This is a genomic window from Microcoleus sp. B4-C2, from assembly GCF_036705265.1.
Lineage (GTDB): Bacteria > Cyanobacteriota > Cyanobacteriia > Cyanobacteriales > Microcoleaceae > Microcoleus.
On record NZ_JAUBUB010000120.1, the window covers coordinates 1 to 17,713 of the forward strand.

At 45.7% G+C, this 17,713-nt stretch carries 16 protein-coding genes; 3 read left to right on the forward strand and 13 right to left on the reverse strand.

The window, feature by feature from the left end; translation table 11 throughout:
* Positions 1–242: 242 nt before the first annotated feature.
* Both QUB20_RS25310 and QUB20_RS25315 read left to right on the forward strand, forming a co-directional pair.
* Positions 243–704, forward strand: coding sequence for a GNAT family N-acetyltransferase (locus QUB20_RS25310; RefSeq protein WP_333250384.1), 462 nt, complete (start codon positions 243–245; stop codon positions 702–704).
* Positions 705–753: 49 nt separating this feature from the next.
* A complete protein-coding gene (locus QUB20_RS25315; RefSeq protein ID WP_333041417.1) occupies positions 754–1,125 on the forward strand; it encodes a DUF2237 domain-containing protein in 372 nt (123 codons plus the stop codon).
* Between the two features lie 256 nt (positions 1,126–1,381).
* On the opposite strand, the gene QUB20_RS25320 is transcribed toward QUB20_RS25315, so the two are convergent.
* From QUB20_RS25320 to QUB20_RS25330, 3 genes are all read right to left on the reverse strand, one after another.
* A complete protein-coding gene (locus QUB20_RS25320) occupies positions 1,382–2,578 on the reverse strand; it encodes a leucine-rich repeat domain-containing protein (RefSeq protein WP_333250386.1) in 1,197 nt (398 codons plus the stop codon).
* A 27-nt stretch (positions 2,579–2,605) separates the two neighbouring features.
* Positions 2,606–3,430 carry a leucine-rich repeat domain-containing protein gene (locus QUB20_RS25325; RefSeq protein ID WP_333250388.1) on the reverse strand — a complete coding sequence of 275 codons (825 nt, stop codon included), beginning with the start codon at positions 3,428–3,430 and terminating at the stop codon, positions 2,606–2,608.
* A gap of 181 nt (positions 3,431–3,611) precedes the next feature.
* The gene (locus QUB20_RS25330) at positions 3,612–4,811 is read right to left on the reverse strand and encodes a Coenzyme F420 hydrogenase/dehydrogenase, beta subunit C-terminal domain (protein ID WP_333250391.1); all 1,200 of its coding nucleotides are present in this window, start codon (positions 4,809–4,811) and stop codon (positions 3,612–3,614) included.
* 518 nt (positions 4,812–5,329) lie between these two features.
* Here QUB20_RS25330 and QUB20_RS25335 point away from each other — a divergent pair.
* On the forward strand, positions 5,330–5,890 hold the full coding sequence (locus QUB20_RS25335) for a hypothetical protein (RefSeq protein WP_333291737.1): 561 nt from the start codon (positions 5,330–5,332) through the stop codon (positions 5,888–5,890).
* A 159-nt stretch (positions 5,891–6,049) separates the two neighbouring features.
* Here the strand turns inward: QUB20_RS25335 and QUB20_RS25340 are convergent, their stop codons facing one another.
* From QUB20_RS25340 to QUB20_RS25385, 10 genes are all read right to left on the reverse strand, one after another.
* Entirely contained in the window at positions 6,050–6,310 is a 261-nt protein-coding gene (locus tag QUB20_RS25340; RefSeq protein ID WP_333250395.1) for a hypothetical protein, read from the reverse strand.
* A 2-nt stretch (positions 6,311–6,312) separates the two neighbouring features.
* Positions 6,313–6,498 carry a hypothetical protein gene (locus QUB20_RS25345; protein WP_242725046.1) on the reverse strand — a complete coding sequence of 62 codons (186 nt, stop codon included), beginning with the start codon at positions 6,496–6,498 and terminating at the stop codon, positions 6,313–6,315.
* Between the two features lie 93 nt (positions 6,499–6,591).
* Entirely contained in the window at positions 6,592–8,058 is a 1,467-nt protein-coding gene (locus QUB20_RS25350) for a DEAD/DEAH box helicase (protein ID WP_333238145.1), read from the reverse strand.
* A gap of 777 nt (positions 8,059–8,835) precedes the next feature.
* Positions 8,836–10,146, reverse strand: coding sequence for a 30S ribosomal protein S12 methylthiotransferase RimO (rimO, locus tag QUB20_RS25355; RefSeq protein ID WP_333250398.1), 1,311 nt, complete (start codon positions 10,144–10,146; stop codon positions 8,836–8,838).
* Between the two features lie 271 nt (positions 10,147–10,417).
* Positions 10,418–11,041 carry a Uma2 family endonuclease gene (locus tag QUB20_RS25360; protein ID WP_333250400.1) on the reverse strand — a complete coding sequence of 208 codons (624 nt, stop codon included), beginning with the start codon at positions 11,039–11,041 and terminating at the stop codon, positions 10,418–10,420.
* A 229-nt stretch (positions 11,042–11,270) separates the two neighbouring features.
* Positions 11,271–11,909, reverse strand: a complete 639-nt coding sequence (locus QUB20_RS25365; RefSeq protein ID WP_333052709.1) for a Uma2 family endonuclease — start codon at positions 11,907–11,909, stop codon at positions 11,271–11,273.
* A 246-nt stretch (positions 11,910–12,155) separates the two neighbouring features.
* The gene (locus tag QUB20_RS25370) at positions 12,156–13,181 is read right to left on the reverse strand and encodes a D-alanine--D-alanine ligase (protein ID WP_333250402.1); all 1,026 of its coding nucleotides are present in this window, start codon (positions 13,179–13,181) and stop codon (positions 12,156–12,158) included.
* 2 nt (positions 13,182–13,183) lie between these two features.
* A complete protein-coding gene (locus QUB20_RS25375; protein WP_333250404.1) occupies positions 13,184–14,578 on the reverse strand; it encodes an ATP-grasp domain-containing protein in 1,395 nt (464 codons plus the stop codon).
* A 291-nt stretch (positions 14,579–14,869) separates the two neighbouring features.
* Positions 14,870–15,673: a class I SAM-dependent methyltransferase gene (locus tag QUB20_RS25380; RefSeq protein ID WP_333151560.1), complete on the reverse strand. Its 804-nt coding sequence runs from the start codon at positions 15,671–15,673 to the stop codon at positions 14,870–14,872.
* Positions 15,674–15,675: 2 nt separating this feature from the next.
* Positions 15,676–16,914, reverse strand: coding sequence for a sedoheptulose 7-phosphate cyclase (locus QUB20_RS25385; RefSeq protein ID WP_333052703.1), 1,239 nt, complete (start codon positions 16,912–16,914; stop codon positions 15,676–15,678).
* Between the last annotated feature and the right edge of the window lie 799 nt (positions 16,915–17,713).

A 17,713-nucleotide genomic window follows, 5' to 3' on the forward strand; every position in this document is an offset into this window, starting at 1 on the left:
GTCCAAAAAGGACGGGCGGGACGCCCATCCCACAATAACAATTAAAATTGTAAGTTATTTAATTCGCGATCCTAATTCTTTAACATAGAGTAATAGAGTTTGTCAAGGGGTGGTAGAGAAATTTTGGGGCGATCGCCCTGCAAGAAATGAGACACAATGGTAAAAGCCAACATCCATCCGTGTTGCGAAGCGGTTAAAAATCCCAAATTAATATCAAAGAAGCGATCGCAGTGAGATAATTTATGAGAGTACGAACCTACGAAATCGGTGATACCCAACAAATTGTACAACTGTTTTACGACACCATACACGAAGTAAACATCCGCGATTACACACAAGCACAAGTAGATGCTTGGGCGCCAGCCGATATGGATATCGAAAGTTGGACTAAAAGTTTAAGCAGTAAATTTACTTTCGTAGCAGAAGAGGGTGAGAAAATTGCAGGTTTTGGGGAATTAGAAGCAAGCGGCCATATCGATCGCTTTTACTGTCATCAAGATTTTCAAAGGCAAGGAGTCGGCAGGCTAATTTTAAAACAAATTGAGTCAAAAGCCCAAGACTTAGGAATTAACAAGTTATTTGCCGAAGTCAGCATTACAGCGCGACCTTTTTTTGAAAGCCAGGGATTTATTGCGATTACAAAACAAGAAGTAGAACGGCGAGGACAACAATTTATCAACTTTGTCATGGAAAAAAATATATAAACAACGATTTGTGTAAAATTAGATCGAAGAGTTTTACTCAGGAGTTGCGATGGTGACGGAAGCTACAAATGTGCTGGGCGGAAAGTTAGAGACTTGCTGCACTTCGCCCATGACGGGCTATTATCGGGACGGCAAATGCAATACAGGTGGTGGTGACTTTGGGGCTCACACCGTTTGTGCTCAACTGACAGAAGAGTTTTTGCAATTCACTAAATCGAACGGAAATGATTTGAGCACTCCGGTTCCCGAATTTAACTTTCCCGGTTTGAAGCCTGGGGATTGCTGGTGTTTGTGCGCTTCTCGGTGGAAGGAAGCAATGGATGCAGGAGTTGCGCCGCCTGTGGTTTTGGCCGCCACTCACGCCTTGACTTTGGAATACGTTTCTTTGGATGAATTGAAGCAGCACGCTGCTGATTTGTAGGAAAATGTTGGTGTGCGATCGCTCTTAAATACAAACCATTCGAGTCTCAAGAAACCGGGTTCTTTCGAGATTTCAGGCGGTAAATGAGTAATTTCGGAAAAACCCAGTTTCTGCCTAAACGGAGGGGAATTAATGGGCTATCGCTCTTAAATACAAACCATTCGAGTCTCCAGAAACCGGGTTTTTTCGAGATTTCAGGCGGTAAATGAGTAATTTCGGAAAAACCCAGTTTCTGCCTAATTATAGTTGTTGAAACTTACCATATGCAAATATATTCTGGCTTGAGAGGGCAGGTTTTGGGAGCGATCGAATTTCCTGTGAGGTCGAGCCGGTTCAGTTTAGTCAAGGATGCTAGCGGTCTGATGTCGTTGATTTGAGTGTTGTCGAGTGAGAGCCAATTCAGATTAGTCAAGGATGCTAGTGGTTTAATCTCACTAATTTGATTGTTACCGAGACCGAGCAAATTCAGTTTTGTCAAGGATGCTAGTGGTTGGATGTCACTAATTTTATTGTTGTCGAGACCGAGTACATCTAGGTTAGTCAAGGATGCTAGGGGTTTGATGTCACTAATTTTATTGCTTTCGAGTGAGAGTACATCTAGGTTAGTCAAGGATGCTAGCGGCTGGATGTCGCTGATTTGATTGAAGCTGAGGGAGAGCCGAGTCAGGTTAGTCAAGGATGCTAGGGCTTTGATGTCACTAATTTGATTGTTGTTGAGTGAGAGCACATCTAGGTTAGTTAAGGATGCTAGCGGCTGGATGTCGCTGATTTGATTGTTGTCGAGCCAAATCTCAGTCAGTTTAGTCAAAGATTGCAAAGATTTGATATCGCTGATAGTATTTTTGTTGATGTAGAGAGTAGTCAGGTCAGTCAAGGATGCTAGGGCTTTGATGTCGCTAATTTTATTGTTGGTGAGTAAGAGCAGGTTCAGTTTAGTCAAGGATGCTAGCGGCTGGATGTCGCTGATTTGATTATTGCCGAAAGTTAGCGCAGTCAGGTTAGTCAAGGATGCTAGGGGTTGAATGTCGCTAAGAGGATTGTGGCCGAGCTCGAGTACGTTCAGGTTAGTCAAGAATGCTAGCGGTTTTATGTCACTAATTTTATTGGTGTCGAGGTTGAGTTCTGTCAGATTAGTTAGGGATGCTAGGGGTTTGATGTCGCTGATTTCTTTCCCTAAGATCCAGAGTTTTGTCAAACTAGAAAGTTTTCGATCGGCTGCATCGCACTCAGTAGTTCCTGCTTCCTTCAACAGCACTTCAACAGTATGTTTAGTTTCAGGACTCAAAGCATCTTTTTCGCGACACCAATCCGCAAATGTTCGTCCACTGTTTCCCGATCGCACTTCTGCTGCTTTCGCCGACACTCCATTTCCAGATAATGCTAGAAGCACACAACAAGTAACTGCGATCGACTTTTGTAACTTCATGTGTTTGTGTGCAACTATAAGTGTCATAATCTTGTACCTCTAATTTCCTAAACGCTAAAGTTTTATTGTAGGTAGTGGTTCCCACTTACAGATAGACTCTGGTTTGAGCGGGCAAGTTTTGGGAGCGATCGGATTTCCGCTGAGGTAGAGATCAGTCAGTGTAGTCAAAGATTCGAGCGGTTTGATGTCGCTGATTTGATTGTTATCGAGGAAGAGCACAGCCAGGTTAGTCAAGGATTGTAGCGGTTTGATGTCGCTGATTTGATTGTTGGCGAGGAAGAGCGTACTCAGCTTAGTCAAAGATTCGAGCGGTTTGATGTCGCTGATTTGATTGTTGGCGAGGGTGATCCCATTCAGGTTAGTCAAGGATTGTAGCGGTTTGATGTCGCTGATTTGATTGTTGGCGAGGGTGATCCGATTCAGGTTAGTCAAGGATTGTAGCGGTTTGATGTCGCTGATTTGATTGTTGGCGAGGAAGAGAAAAGTCAGGTTAGTCAAGGATGCTAGCGGTTTGATGTCCCTGATTTGATTGTTCTCGAGGAAGAGCGAAGTCAGGTTAGTCAAGGATTGTAGCGGTTTGATGTCGCTGATTTGATTGTTGTCGAGCTCGAGTTCTGTGAGACTCGAAAGTGTCTGATTAGCCGCATCGCACTCAGTAGTCTCAGCTTCCTTCAACAGCACTTCAACAGTATGTTTAGTTTCAGGACTCAAAGCATCTTTTTCGCGACACCAATCAGCAAATGTTCGTCTACTGTTTCCCGATCGCACTTCTGCTGCTTTCGCCGACACTCCATTTCCAGATAATGCTAGAAGCACACAACAAGTAAGTGCGATCGACCTTGGTAAATTGATATATTTCTGTGCCACTATAAGTGTCATAATCTTATATATCTAATTGAAAGTTAAAGCCATCTTGCACCACAAACACAACCAATAATTGATTCAGTCCTTTTCAAAGGACTTAAGCTTTGAGGCAGGGGTTTAAACCCCTGCCGGACTGAAGGAAAGAGGGCAATATCATGTCCCTGCAAAATACCTCTTAAAAACTCTCCGAATCACCTCACTCAGGCAACTTATACTGTCCCACAATCCGCTTAGCATATTCCGGCACATGAGCCTCCAATTTCTCCGGGTAATTCCGCTTCACGTAGAGATAATTGCGAGTGAAATGAGAATCAATCGAAAACCGAGCATATTCCAAACCCTTCGGCCCAATTCTCTCAATAAACACGCCCATTAACTTCGCCGCCCACATCGGCAAAGTCACTCCTTTTTCATAAGCCGGAATGCTTTGCTGAACCGCTTCTTTTCGGTTTCCCTTAGACATCACCGGCTGAGTATTTAACTGATCCGTTACCAAATCTAACATCTCTTGCCCGGTGTCATTTCGCACCACAATCCACTGCCAGCCAAAAGGTGCTCCCATGTAGCCCACAACTAAATCTGCTAAAGAATTCACATAATCAAAACAGCTCAAACAAGAAGGAGCAAAAACATCTTTCAATTCCTTAGTATTCAAGCCAAAAAACGGTACTTTTTCTTCCGAACCATCTTCGTGTTTGAAGTGAACGTTAAAATCTTGCATAAACTCGTAAGATACAACGGTTTCGGGAGAACGGCTAGTCGTATCTAGGAATTTTTGCAAGCCTGCACGGCTGACATTATCCACGCAGGGAGTTCCCAAAACGTAGAGCTTTTCTAAACCGAGTTTTTTCTCGACTGTTCGCAAGGCTTGAATTTGACAGCCGACGCCAATTACTAACAGCCGCTTCATCCCAGATTTTTCGATTTGTTCTAATACTGAAAGATTGGGAGAGAGTGTTGGTTTGTTTACTTTTGCTGCCAGAATTTGTTCGCGATTTCTCGCAATAATCGGCATCGGCTGAAAGCGGTCTTCCTTAGTATTTTGGACGCAAACAACGCCTTCTACAATTCCTTTTTCGAGCATTTCAATGGCAATTGTGCTGACGATCCCCGTCCACTGAGCACCCTCGATCGGCTCTTTTTTCTTAGCCGCCATCATGTTTTGACTGACTCCGAAATACCAGTCGTCGGGATTGTCGAGATTGCGCGATCGCCCGTGAATCTCTTCTTCTAATTCTGCAATATGCTGTGTTAAGAAAGCACAAGATTCCTTGACATAATGGATGTAATATGTATCGCACAAACCGCACTCGCTGCAAAGTTCTTTAGCGGGGCGGCGGCTACCCGGTTTGAGGGCCTTGGATTTTTGGTGCTTAGCAGAATCTGTTGCGGTCATCTAAATTACTTATTTTATGCAGATATGGCTTTTGTTAGGATATCACAGCAATTTCGGTTGTTACCTCCTTTATTCTTTAGACCTCTTGCAAAAATCCTTTCATCAATTGATGGGACGGGCATCTTGCCCGTCCCACAAGAGTTATTTCTTCTTGTGGGACGGGCATCTTGCCCGTCCTAATTATTTTTGCAAGAGGTCTTTTCTGTCAGTCCTCGCAGGCGGACGCAAGCTTGTGGGGGAGCAAATTCGGTTCGCCCGAAATTGGCGGTTTTCACAAGTTAAAAAATATTAGTCAGGATTTACCTAAGTTGCGCTAGAAACCCGGTTTCTTGCTGAATACCTCGCTGTTAAACCTAAGATTGATGGTAAAAACCGGGTTTCTTTGTGTAGTTTTGGTAAAAAAATTCGGTTTCAGAGCATCGCCGTGCGTCTAGGAGTGTTTGTGTAAGTCCTATTAGTATCAATCCGGATCTAGCGGGCGATCGCGCGAATACATTGCCAAATAAAGCTATAAAAAAATGGTAAAAATGTTTGTGACAACAGCCGTCGCTGGCATCATGATGAATCTCGCAATTTCGAGCTTAGGATTTGCTGCTTTAGTTCGCCCTGTTCCTGCTATGAATCAAACTGTTGTGACTCTAGAAAGAATGCTCAGCGCGACACAAAAGCCGGCGGCGCTGAACTATTCGCGCCTGGGGATTGGCGGCGTTCGATTGGGGATGTCTGTAGAAGAGGCAAAACGTAAGTTTGGAAAACCGCAGCGCGACGAAACTAAACCTGCTGGGCCTGGCATCGGTGGCAAGATTCGCACGCTAACCTACTCAGGATTGACGGTAGCAGCATGGGAGGGCAAAGTTTATTTAGTTTCTACTACCAATCCCAAGTTTCTGACAATTGATGGTGTGAAGCTAGGAGATAACAGGCAAAAAGTTGTTAAAACTTACGGTTATGGGTCGCAATCTGTGCAGGGTGGAGTGACTCTGTTGACTTATAGCAATGACCAAAAGGCTTCTAATTTGATTGTGGAAATTAAGGGCGATCGCGTGCAAAAAATTATTGTGAGCACGCAGCTAAACTGAAATATTAAACAACAGTGCAAAAGTCCGGGTTCACAAGTTTGTAGTAATGACTTTATTCCTTATTTATGAGGATTTTTAGCCTTTCTGTGAGTTGACTGGAGGGCTTTTTCCTGATGTGCGTGAAGCGTAGCTATCCCGTAGGGAATCGCCCGCGTCTCCTTAATCCTCTTCATCATCATCCGACAATTGTGTCATTTCCTCAGCAATTAGTGTCTGAAAATCCTCTCCGCAGTGAACGTTGAGATGGATTGCAGCACTCAGGAACTCTGCTAGAATTTCAGCTTTTTGTCGATCGCTCAAATCAGGTAACTGAAGCTGATGGATTAAAGTAATCACATTTTGACACTCAGTACCCAATTCATCAATTAACGTTCTCAGTGTATAATTGGTTACATAAATTGTCCGATCGCTAACTTGCATCTTTATTTACCCAATCGTTTTAAAGCTTGCTGAATTCCTTTCTCAAAAGCTCGAATTTCACTTTCCCAATGCCGGATTAAGCCTTCATCGGGAAAATCCTTCTCATATTCCAGTCTAATCTTTTCTTCATGTTCTGCAATCCGCTTGTTCAACGAACGAAGAGCTTTTTTGTGATTTTTATTCCCCATAGAGTCTCATACCCATAAAAAAAGTAGAGGTGCGATCGATCGCATCTCTACTACAATAATTCTAAATAAGGTGCACCGAGTGCACCCTACCAATTAGCGGTTCTGGGGAACAGGAGCACTCGGTGCTCCAGAAAAAGTCGCCTCACCAGTCTTAGCCCGCTTTTTGATCAAGATAGGCTTGACGCTGTTTTCTCCACCAATCGGGGGATCTTCTTGTTGAGCGTAATCCGCGCCCATCCAAGCAGGACGGCTTTGATCGAAAGCCATTTGCAAAGCAGCAGCGGCGATCGCGTGGGAGTCGTACTCCTCGGATAACTGAGACACCAGAGGCAAGAAAGATGCCATCCGTTCGCCAGCCAAAGCTTCGCGAACTTTACCCTGCATCTTTTCCAACTGACGAGCTTCAATTTGCGCCCGTGTCGGAATGTTTCGCACCGTCAAGCTCGATCGCACGTGGCGTTCAATCAAGCGCAGTTTGCGGCGATCGACCGGTTGAATCAGCGTAATCGCCGTTCCTTCGCGACCAGCCCGGCCCGTGCGTCCGATCCGGTGAACGTAGCTTTCCACACTGTCGGGCAAATCGTAGTTAATCACGTGAGTCAAGTGATCCACGTCCAAACCGCGCGCCGCAATATCAGTCGCCACTACCCAGCGCACCTGACATTGGCGGAACCGATGCAACAAACGTTCCCGCTGTGCCTGATTCAAATTACCGTGATACTCATCAACGCTGTGACCTGCTGCTTGCAGTTGGCTGGTGAGTTCCGCCGCCGACTGCCGAGTCCGCACAAAAATCAGTGCAGATTCCGGGTCTTCCATTTCTAAAATTGGCTGTAGGGCTCTTGCCTTCGACCAGCCACGGGGAATCATGTACACGCCTTGGCTGATACGCTTTGGCGTTGCTTTTGGCTGTTCTACGGTGACGTTGACTGGGTTACGCAAATGCCGCGCCACCAATTTCCGAATGGAAGCTTCCATCGTCGCCGAGAAAAATGCCGTTTGACGTTCTTTTGGTGCAGCATCCAAGATTTTTTCCACATCTTGGATAAAGCCCATGCTCAGCATTTCGTCAGCTTCATCCAAAACTAGCCACTTTATCTTGTCTAGTTTCAGGCTACCGCGGCTGAGCATATCCAATATGCGTCCGGGTGTACCGACAACTACGTGCACGCCGCGCTTCAAACGCTGCATTTGACGATCGATCGATTGACCGCCGTACACTGTCAGAACTTGCAGAGAGCGACCCACTTTTACAGGGCCGTCGCTGCTGATGCCGCTCAAATCGCGGATGGCTTCAGTTACTTGCATCGCCAATTCGCGAGTCGGCGTCAGCACCAGTGCTTGCACCGCAGTCACATCTAAATCAATCCGCTCCAAGATGGGCAACGAGAATGCTGCCGTTTTGCCTGTCCCTGTTTGGGCTTGACCCACAACGTCGCGACCTGCTAACAGGTGCGGAATTGCTTGTACTTGGATGGGAGTAGGTTCTGTAAAGCCTAGTGTTTCCAGATGGAGAACGAGTTCTTCCGAAAGACCTAAGCCTTCAAACAATAAATTCATTAATGCTCCTAATAACGAGTCTTAGCCTTCTAAGTTGCCCAACTCGGATGCGGATTTCTGCTCTAGGGCAGGAACTCATAAGAGTTCTTTATGGTGCTGCGCCTGCGCGCACCTTCTTAAATAGCAATCGAGTATAGGGCAGCTCCGTCGATGGTGACTAAATTTACCAATTCGACAGCCGTCTTTGATTTTGTGACATCACCGATACCAACCGCCAGGAGTCGGGTTATAGGCTTCCAACATTCTTAAAACAGGACATTGGACTTCCTTTGAGGTATTTGCAAGCTTTCCCTCTTAGGCATTTTATAGTGAGGATCATGACCAGCCCCACTTCACTACAACATAGTAGTAACAGGTTGTTTGGTTCAGGCGCTATCCCGCAATCCGTCGCCTGCGGGATTGAGCAGGGGATGGGGCGACCGTTACCGCCTATCCATCTCAACACTCTTTCGGGATACCGTTGTGGTGTAGGGCGGACGGCGAAGCAATCTCAAATTATCCCCGCTTATTTCTGGCTTGTTATCATCATAACTCTTTACATTCAGAAACAAAACATTAAATTCGTTAAAATTTTCCGATGTTCTGTAGAGATTACCGCACCCCGACGGGGAGGGTCGATTGCCAGATAGGGGCTAAAAAAGTTTAGAACCCCTTTGCTACATATCTTTGCACAATTGTGTACTAAGCGTTACTTTTGTTGCACAATCCGCTAATCATTTTTGGCTGGTGTCCGGTTTTGGTTCGCCGCACCGTCTCAGGCGACAGTTCCAGCAATACTTACACTTGACCGTAGAGGTCGTAGACATCTGCACCAGTAATTTTCACAGATACGATCGATCCCAGTCGCGCTTCTCCTGTCACATAGACGAGTCCATCTACTTCTGGGGAAAACCGAGCGGATCTACCAATCAACTCACCTGTCTCTGGTTGTTCTTGTTCTATCAGGACATCAACTACCTGACCGACAGATTCTTGATTCTTCTTCAATGATATAGGTTGTTGTGCCGCCATTACCGAATTGCGCCGCATTTCCATTATTTCTGCAGGTATTTGCTGGGGCAAGCTGAAGGCTGGGGTGCCTTCTTCTGGCGAAAATACGAAAACTCCTACGTGATCGAATTCGTGGCGCTTGACAAATTCCAGCAAGTGTGCTGCGTGTTCCTCGGTTTCGCCGGGAAAGCCGACAATAAAAGTTGTCCGCATCACGGCGCCGGGAAGTGCTGCTTTGAGCCGATCGACTATAGCATCATTGATCCCAGCTTGAAAAGGCCGATTCATCGCCCGCAGAATTTCCGGGTGCGAGTGTTGCAGGGGTAAATCCAAATACGGCAAAACGTTGGCCGTTTCGCGGATTGCCTCGACAACTTGCGGAGTCAAACCTGTAGGATAGGCGTAGTGCATCCGAATCCAAGGTACATCTACTTCACCCAAAGCGCGCAGTAGTTCGGCTAGTTTCGGTTCGCCATAAATATCTTTGCCGTAGTTGGTGGTAATTTGAGAAATTAAGATAATTTCTTTTACCCCTTCGGAGGCTAATTGCTTAGCTTCGGCGACAATAGACTCGATCGTGCGCGACCTTTGATTTCCGCGCAAGTGCGGGATAATGCAAAATGCACAGCGATAGTCGCAGCCTTCTGCTATTCGCAGATAAGCGACACCTTCCGACGTGGTGCGGTAGCGGGGAGTAGTTTCGTCAGCGATGTAAGTAGGTTCTGAGGAGACGAGGGAAACTCGATCGCCCTTTTCCACCTGCTGCATAACATTGACGATTTTATGATAGTCGCCAGTGCCGACAATTGCGACTGCTTCCGGCAATTCGTCCAGCAATTCCTGCTGAAAATGCTGTGCCATGCAGCCAGTGATGACTACTTTTTTATTAGCTTCTGCCAATTCTACCAAGGTGCGGACCGACTCTTCTCGCGCAGCTTGGATAAAACTACAAGTATTGACTACAACATAATCGGCTAATTCTTCATTAGAATCGACTTGATAGCCCGCTTGAGCCAGCAAGCCAATCATGTGTTCGGTATCGATGCGATTTTTTTCGCAGCCGAGGTGAGTAAATGCGATCGTTGGCTTCGTTGCCATGCAGTAATAGTTAGTGTTGCGCTATTTTTAAGAACGTTTTATGATATCACACAATTAAAAAAATTGCAATGTGTATGTGGAAGCTCTGGACTGTTGTGGTGTCCGCAGTTGTTGTGTGATATTTGTGCGATCGTGGGCGAGATGAGAATTTTTAGGCTTTGTGCGATCGTACTTTCCCGCTTTTTCGCTGCCAGATTTTGACCCAATTGTCAGGTTTTGGTGTCGTCGGAAGGCTTCGACAATCTTACGCCCTTTGCATAATTTCGACTTGCTAGTTCGGCAAGCCAGCCCGAAAAATCTTCTCTGCTGTTAAGCTCAATTCTGGAAAAGCCAGCGACTCAACAGTCTCGCTTCCCCTAAACTGTTTTACCTGATACTCCCCATCTACTAGCTGGTAAATCGAGAGAGTGGGTTGTTTGGGATTGCCGATAAACTTGCGACCGCCTAAACCAAGATAGTCTACAATCCAGTATTCGGGAATGCCCATTTCTTCATAGTCGGAAGCTTTGAAAAAATAATCATCCCGCCAGTTCGTACTGACCACCTCTACAGCTAGTCGCACCGAAGACCCCATCGTGATGACTGATTCTTTTTTCCAGCGCGGTTCGCTTGCAAGTGCGGTTCTGTCTAGGACAATTACATCTGGCTGGTAGCCAGATTCGTTACGCGCAAGCTTGAGCAAGCAATCACCAGGGATAGAGTAAGGCAATTGCAGTCGCCTGATTTCAAAATTGATTTCACCGGAAATGAAACCTGTAACGTCGGAATGGTCGCCGGTTCCTAAAGGCATTTCAACAATTACTCCATTGTGTAGTTCGTACTTATGGACAGAGTTCTCTGGATACCAAGCAACGAACTCATCAAACGTGATTGTTTTCGATATGGTTTGGATCATGTTGTGGTTTCCTCTGTCTGGTGATTAGTATGCGGAAAGCTAAAATATTACACAAGGATTAGAGACAACGTTGTCTCTAATCCTTGACAAATTAAACTGTAGCTGATATAATTGCGATCGCCCGTCCTGACAAAACAGCACTTGGTACAAAACGCCGATTTGTCACAAAATTGGTGTCCTTTTGTACCCATTTGATATCCTTTTGATACCCGATCGCCCCCCACTCCTTCTAGCTCGGCTCGGTTAAGGGCAGACCGCCTCGAAAAATCAACTCGGCCGTCAACCTCAACTCTGGGAAAGCCAGCGATTCAACTCGGTCATCTCCCCGAAACTGGCTGATTTGATACTCGCCGTCAACCAACTGGCAAACCGAGAGCGTGGGTTGCTTGGGAGTGCCGATGAACTTGCGGCCGCCCAAACCAAGGTAGTCCACAATCCAGTATTCGGGGATGCCCATTTCTTCGTAGTCAGCGAATTTGAGATGGTAATCGTCCCGCCAGTTGGTACTGACGACCTCTACAGCCAGTCGCACCGAAGACCCCATCGTGATGATGGATTCCGTATCCCAGCGCGGTTCTCTCTGGCGCAGAGCTGCTTCGTCTAGGACAACTGCGTCTGGCAGGTAGCCCGCCTCGTTGCGGACGGGTTTGAGCAGGCAGTCGCCGGGGATGGAATAAGGTAAGGAGCGGCGGTCAATTTCGACTGATAGTTTTGAACGGATGAAACCTGTAACGCGGGAATGACGGCCGGTTCCTAAAGGCATTTCAACAATTACTCCATTGTGTAGTTCGTACTTATGGACAGAGTTCTCTGGATACCAAGCAACGAACTCATCAAACGTGATTGTTTTCGATATGGTTTGGATCATGTTGTGGTTTCCTCTGTCTGGTGATTAGTATGCGGAAAGCTAAAAGATGGCACAAGTCTTTTCGGTAAAATACTGAAAATTCTTGACATAGGAAGTGAAGTTTGCTATAACATTGTGCCCACAATGTCAAAATACCGATCGCGCCGATCGACTGAATCTAAAAGTATCCACAGAAGTTCTTGATACGATCATTATTTCACAAATTTTGTGATGTTTTAGCTACTCCGATCGCAAACTCAGCCTGAGTCATCTCTGCAAGGCATTTTGCAACATACTTTCAAAAAAAGTATCCAGAGAAGTTCCTGATGCTTTCGTCATTGCAGAAAGCACACTTTTCTGAGCAAAAGAACAGTATAGCCCCGCTTCCAAAAACCAAGGTTTTCCCTGCGGATCGATGCGAAAATCAAATAGACTATAATCGCGACAACCCAAAGCGATGTGGCATTTTCTGGCCTGGGCCCAAACTCTCTCCGTAATCGGATCGCTGGTGTCAACTATCCACGACTTGGTACTATCCTTAGAAGTCAAGATCAAGTTGCCATCGTCATTTTGTTTCAGCTTATCGGCATAACTCCGAATCGGCTTCGTATCAGCATCTAGAGCATACTCTTCCAGCGGTAAACAGACTAATTCGCCTGCTTTGATGATAATTCCACAGCGAACTTCTCTACCCAATGCAATGAATTTTTCTACTAGCACTTCCTCGGAATGAGTCAATGCTGTCTCCAAAGCCGCATCATAGTCAGCAGCATTTTTAACTAAAGCAACTCCCAGAGAATTATCCGCATTCAGTGGTTTGAGGACGGCTGGGAAATCAATCAAGGTTCGATCGCCCGCGCGGACAACTTCTCCCAACGGTACACTTACCCCAGCGGCCGCTACTACTGCCTTAGTCTTCGCTTTATCAGCCACCAGCGCCATCAACTCTGCCGGATTACCCACATAAGGAATATGCAGCAGATCGAACAAGCTGCGGTATTGAGTCATGCCGGGGATGCAAAACATCTGCGGTACCATTACGTCAATCTTTAGCTGTGTCAGCACCTCTACAGCGCCCGCTAGAGACATGGGATTAGCGGCTGCGATCGCACCTTGATCGAGAGATGTAGGAAAACGCCATTGGCGATCGGGAGAAATATAGGCAATATGAAATTCATAGAGTGCTGAATTAGCAGTATTTTTCAGACAATCTTCTGCATAAAGGCGCGATAAATTACAGAAAAAATCGCTAACTGCCGATCCGACTAAATGCAAAACCCGTACTACTGACATACTCAATCTCCCCCTATTTCCACAAGTTTGCCAATATTAAAATCAATCCGAATCCACTCTTTCGGCTTCTGTAAATTTCCCCATAACAACAAGGGAATTTGCCAATGATGCACCATCAAAAACGGCAGCGGATCGTCCCACTCGAAGATAGCATCTTTGCCTTGGGCGATAATTTGTAACCGCTCAGAAACGAGCTTCGGCGATCGCAAATGAGTCACCAATCGCCAAATTTCATGGTAAATCCAGTAAGTCGGGCGACTTGATGCCAAAGGCTGCACAGTCTGTGGTAAAGGGTCGAGATCCAAATAAGCTTTTGCCACATCGGGATGGTTGTAAAACATCGTGATGGCTGAATGGGTGCGGGGGTTGCATTCGATCGCGTAAATCTCTCCATCATCCGCCGCCTGAATGAAATCAAAGGAAACTTGTCCAGTCAGATTGAGACTCTTGGCAAACTGACGAATCCAATTTTCGATATCCGGGCGATCGACATTCTGGTAATTCACCTGAAAAGCCGACGATTCACAGCAACAGTGCAACTGAAGATGACCATCACGGATTGTACTGTGAGTGCAGAATTCTTGCCCTGGAATATACTCTTGCATAATCCAAGGTTTACTCTCGGAAATTGGTAATGAGTTGACAAAAGCGGCGGTTTCTGCTGGGGTTTTGCAGGGTAATTTAGTTAAGTTTAACCTGCGGACAGAATCGTAGGGAATACTTTTGATAATATATGGACGCTGTGCATCACTAAAATCAAAATCGATTACTTGCTGCGGATTAGTAATGCGATAAGACTTTGGAACTCTCAGCCCCAATGCTTCCGCTGCTTTTGCAAAATCATATTTATCATCCAATCGTTGCAGAGTTTCGACATCGACGTGCATTACCGTACAGTGCCCAGAAAGTACCCTTTTGACTTCGGCATCGTAGTAACTGGCGACTGGACTACAAACGGGAACGTAAACATTAACTTTCTCTTGTTGGACAATTTTTAAGAGTGCTTGGGGGTATTCATCTGTCTGGGGGTTTGGTACTGTGTAAAAGCGATCGACTGCCCAAGAGTAACGATGACCCGTCAGCCAGTATTTCTCGGTTTCTACCAAAATTACCCGATGACCGGCCTGATGGAACGATCGGGCTAGCTGCAATGCTTTGGTCATCTTGCCGCCGCTAATCAAAATCGTTTGGGGAGTGGCTGTAGTCGATCGAGACTGAAACGGTTTGATGATGATGGATCTCAGTAGGGCGATCGCAGTTAAAGCAATATTCAGGGGCATTACTAATAGCAGCAAAATTAAGGTTGCTATAGTTTTAACTGCTGTCGGGAAGCGCCTATTCCCAGTGTTTGTTTTCTGTTCAGATGGCATCGCTGCCACAGAAACTGTTTCGAGCATAATTTTCTAGTAAGTAAACACTCGAATTAAAGGTAATATCAAATCTGTTAGCATCAGAAATATTCACATCTCTCCGATCTTCATCTGCGTAAATCTGCGTCCATCCATTGTCATCTGCAGTTCATAAATTATCTTTTTTTCACAGCAGATACAGGCAGATAAACACAGATTAACGCAGATGAATTAGATCAATTCCGGTTGCACTGATCTGATCCGGCTAAATCCGCATTAGGACTTTGACCGCTCCGATCCCGCCTGATTAAGGGGATCTCCGGGGCAAGAGAACACGCTCTAAACGCGCCGAATTAAGGTCAATCCATCTCTGAGCGGCAGTAACACTTGCTCTACGCGCGGATCGTCAACTAGAGCCTGGTTAAATTTGGCGATCGCAACTCCGTTATCAGTAGCAGTACCTGACAAGTAGGGCTGTCCCTGCATCAGAGTATTGTCTGCACATATCAAGCCATTGGGAGCCAACAGCCCGGTAGTTAGGAGTAAATCGAGATAGTCTATGTATCCAGCTTTATCAGCATCGATAAATACCAAATCGAACACTTCTCCATTAGCAGCCAATTGTTTCATGGTTTCTAGAGCCGGTGCCACCTTCACTGAGATTTTGTGGCCGGCAGTAGATTCGTGAAAACACTTCTGGGCAAATTCAGCGACGTAAGCATCTACTTCGCAGGCTACCACCACTCCATCCACTGGCAGGGCTTCGGCCATTGCTAGTGCTGAGTACCCGGTAAACATCCCTATTTCCAGTACGCGCTGTGCTTTGGTGAGATGGACGAGAAACTTCAGCATTTGGCCTTCCACATGGCCCGAAAGCATTTCCTGTTCCAAGTGGCGCACTGTCTCGCCGTCAGAGAATCGCTTACTCCAATCTTCTGATTGGGTGCGCTTTACTAACGTGGCTAAGGCGGGAGATTCCGGCGTGGTACAAAGGTTAAGGTACGGATCGAGACCATTTGCTAGTTCGTAGGCTTGTTGTAATTGGGCCTTGAAAGCTCGATCGAGATTATCGATTTTTTCTACTTGCGAGGCGAGACTTTCGAGTAAAGAGGCTAAAATCCCGACTGGGGTAACGGGTCTCATCTTTATACCCCGGCTGTGGAACGAGTTGCAACTTTCTGCAATACCACATACATATCCTCGCCATCGCCATGACGCGGGTAGCCCTGACAGATTTCTCGATGCACGGCTAGGGCTTCATCCAACTCAGTTCGAGTCAAATCGTTCATGAAAAAGCAGTCACCAATGGGGCATGGAGCTGCTGCACGCTGAAGGCCATCGCGGGTACGACTGATCGATGTTGTGGCTTTCCAGAGCAGTTCTGATGTGAGATAAGGGCTGTCTATCGCTAGTCCGAGGCGGCTCATTAATCTTAAGATGCGATCGCGATCGGCGATCGAAATGTACCCCCGCAGTTGGGCAATGGTGGCCGAAAAAGCCATATCGATGGCGACACTATGGCCGTGGAACATTGGAATTTCCGGTGTTAGTTCCAGCGTCGGACTCCAAGTGTGACCATAGGCAATCACTCGATCCAAATCTAGCTCGTGGAGGTTTGGTACTTCTAAGGCCAGCATTGACTGAATCGCGTTGTAGGTTAAGCGATGGGCCACTTCGCGCAGTTCAGATGTGCCGTCTAAATAACCAAAATGGCTGTGCAGCAATGCTTCGCCGTAGTTTTCTAACAACTCGAAGATTTCTTTGTTGCCTACTACGGCGATCTTAATTAACTCTGCCATGCCGTTTCGTATTTGGTCGATCGGCAGAGTTTTCAGAAAGGAGAAATCTAAGATTACTTTCTGCGAAGCGTGGTAAGCGCCGAGGCGGTTTTTCAGCTTACCGTGGTTCACAGCTACTTTGATTGCCACACTGGCATCAATCAGCCCAATTAAGGTTGTCGGTACGCGAATGTAGTTAGTCCGACGGCGATAGGATGAGCAGGCAAAACCAGCTACGTCTGTCGTCAATCCACCACCGACTACCAAAACAGGCTCCTTCCGCACGAGTCCGAAATCAACGAAGGCATCTATGATGCTTTCAAAAGTTTTTAAGGTCTTATCAGGTTCCTTGATATTAACTGGAAAGACTGTTAAATCTATCTCGTGATGCTTGAAATAATCCTGCATCTGTCCACCATAAAGACCATAGACTGTTTCATCTACAACCATTAAACAGCGACCAAATTGGCGGTAACTATCCGCAATCTCAGGATTCTCCAGCTTGAAAGCACCATCTACGTAGAGCAAGCTGAAATCTATTTTTTCGTACCCCTCAATTTGAAAAGCTCTATCAGTAGATGTAAACGTAGCTTGAATGTCACCCATAAGATTTTTGCACTTTCATGTTGATCAGTAACTGTAAGTATCTGGGCGAGCTTCAAAAGTATCAATCCTTTTGCTGGCAAAGTTCCTATGCATTAAATTGACAATTTGTCATTTAATATGAACTTAACAATTCACCTAAAAATTTACTTTTAGAGTTGTTTGTTAAGAGTAGGTTAAATACTGCTTATCGAGTATTTATACTTAAAGCATTTTGAGGATTGATTTGAGACCGCCTCAATGCTTACACAAAATTTAACATAACGAATTTCTCATCTTTATGCAACCAGATTCAGTAAAATTTGATATTTTTTTTTAATATCATATTATCCAGAGACAAATCGCGAAAACCCGAAATTACAGCAGCCTCATCTATTGAAACGACTCGTTGCGATCGATCGTTGAAATCACTTTATCTTTTTTGAGCGGGTTCGCTGTGTATTTCCAGTTGATTAGACCTCTTGCAAAAGTCCTTTTCATAAATTTATTGGACGGGCGGGACGCCCATCCCACAAGAAAAAATAACTTTTGTGGGATGGGCCCCAGATCGCGTCCTAGTTATTTTTGCAAGAGGTCTATTATCAACCAAATTAAATATCCAATCAGCCGATTAATGCCTAGTTAATAAAGGGAATAATAAACCTGGATTTTAGATTACGAAATTTCCTGGGAACATATAGCAATCCTCGCATCATTTGTAAAAATATGTAGGGGTAGTGCTAAGAGTGCCTACCCCAGCCTGCATCGGGGCAACCACGGGGGGTTTGCCCCTACAAGAATTACACGAATCATTTAGGATTGC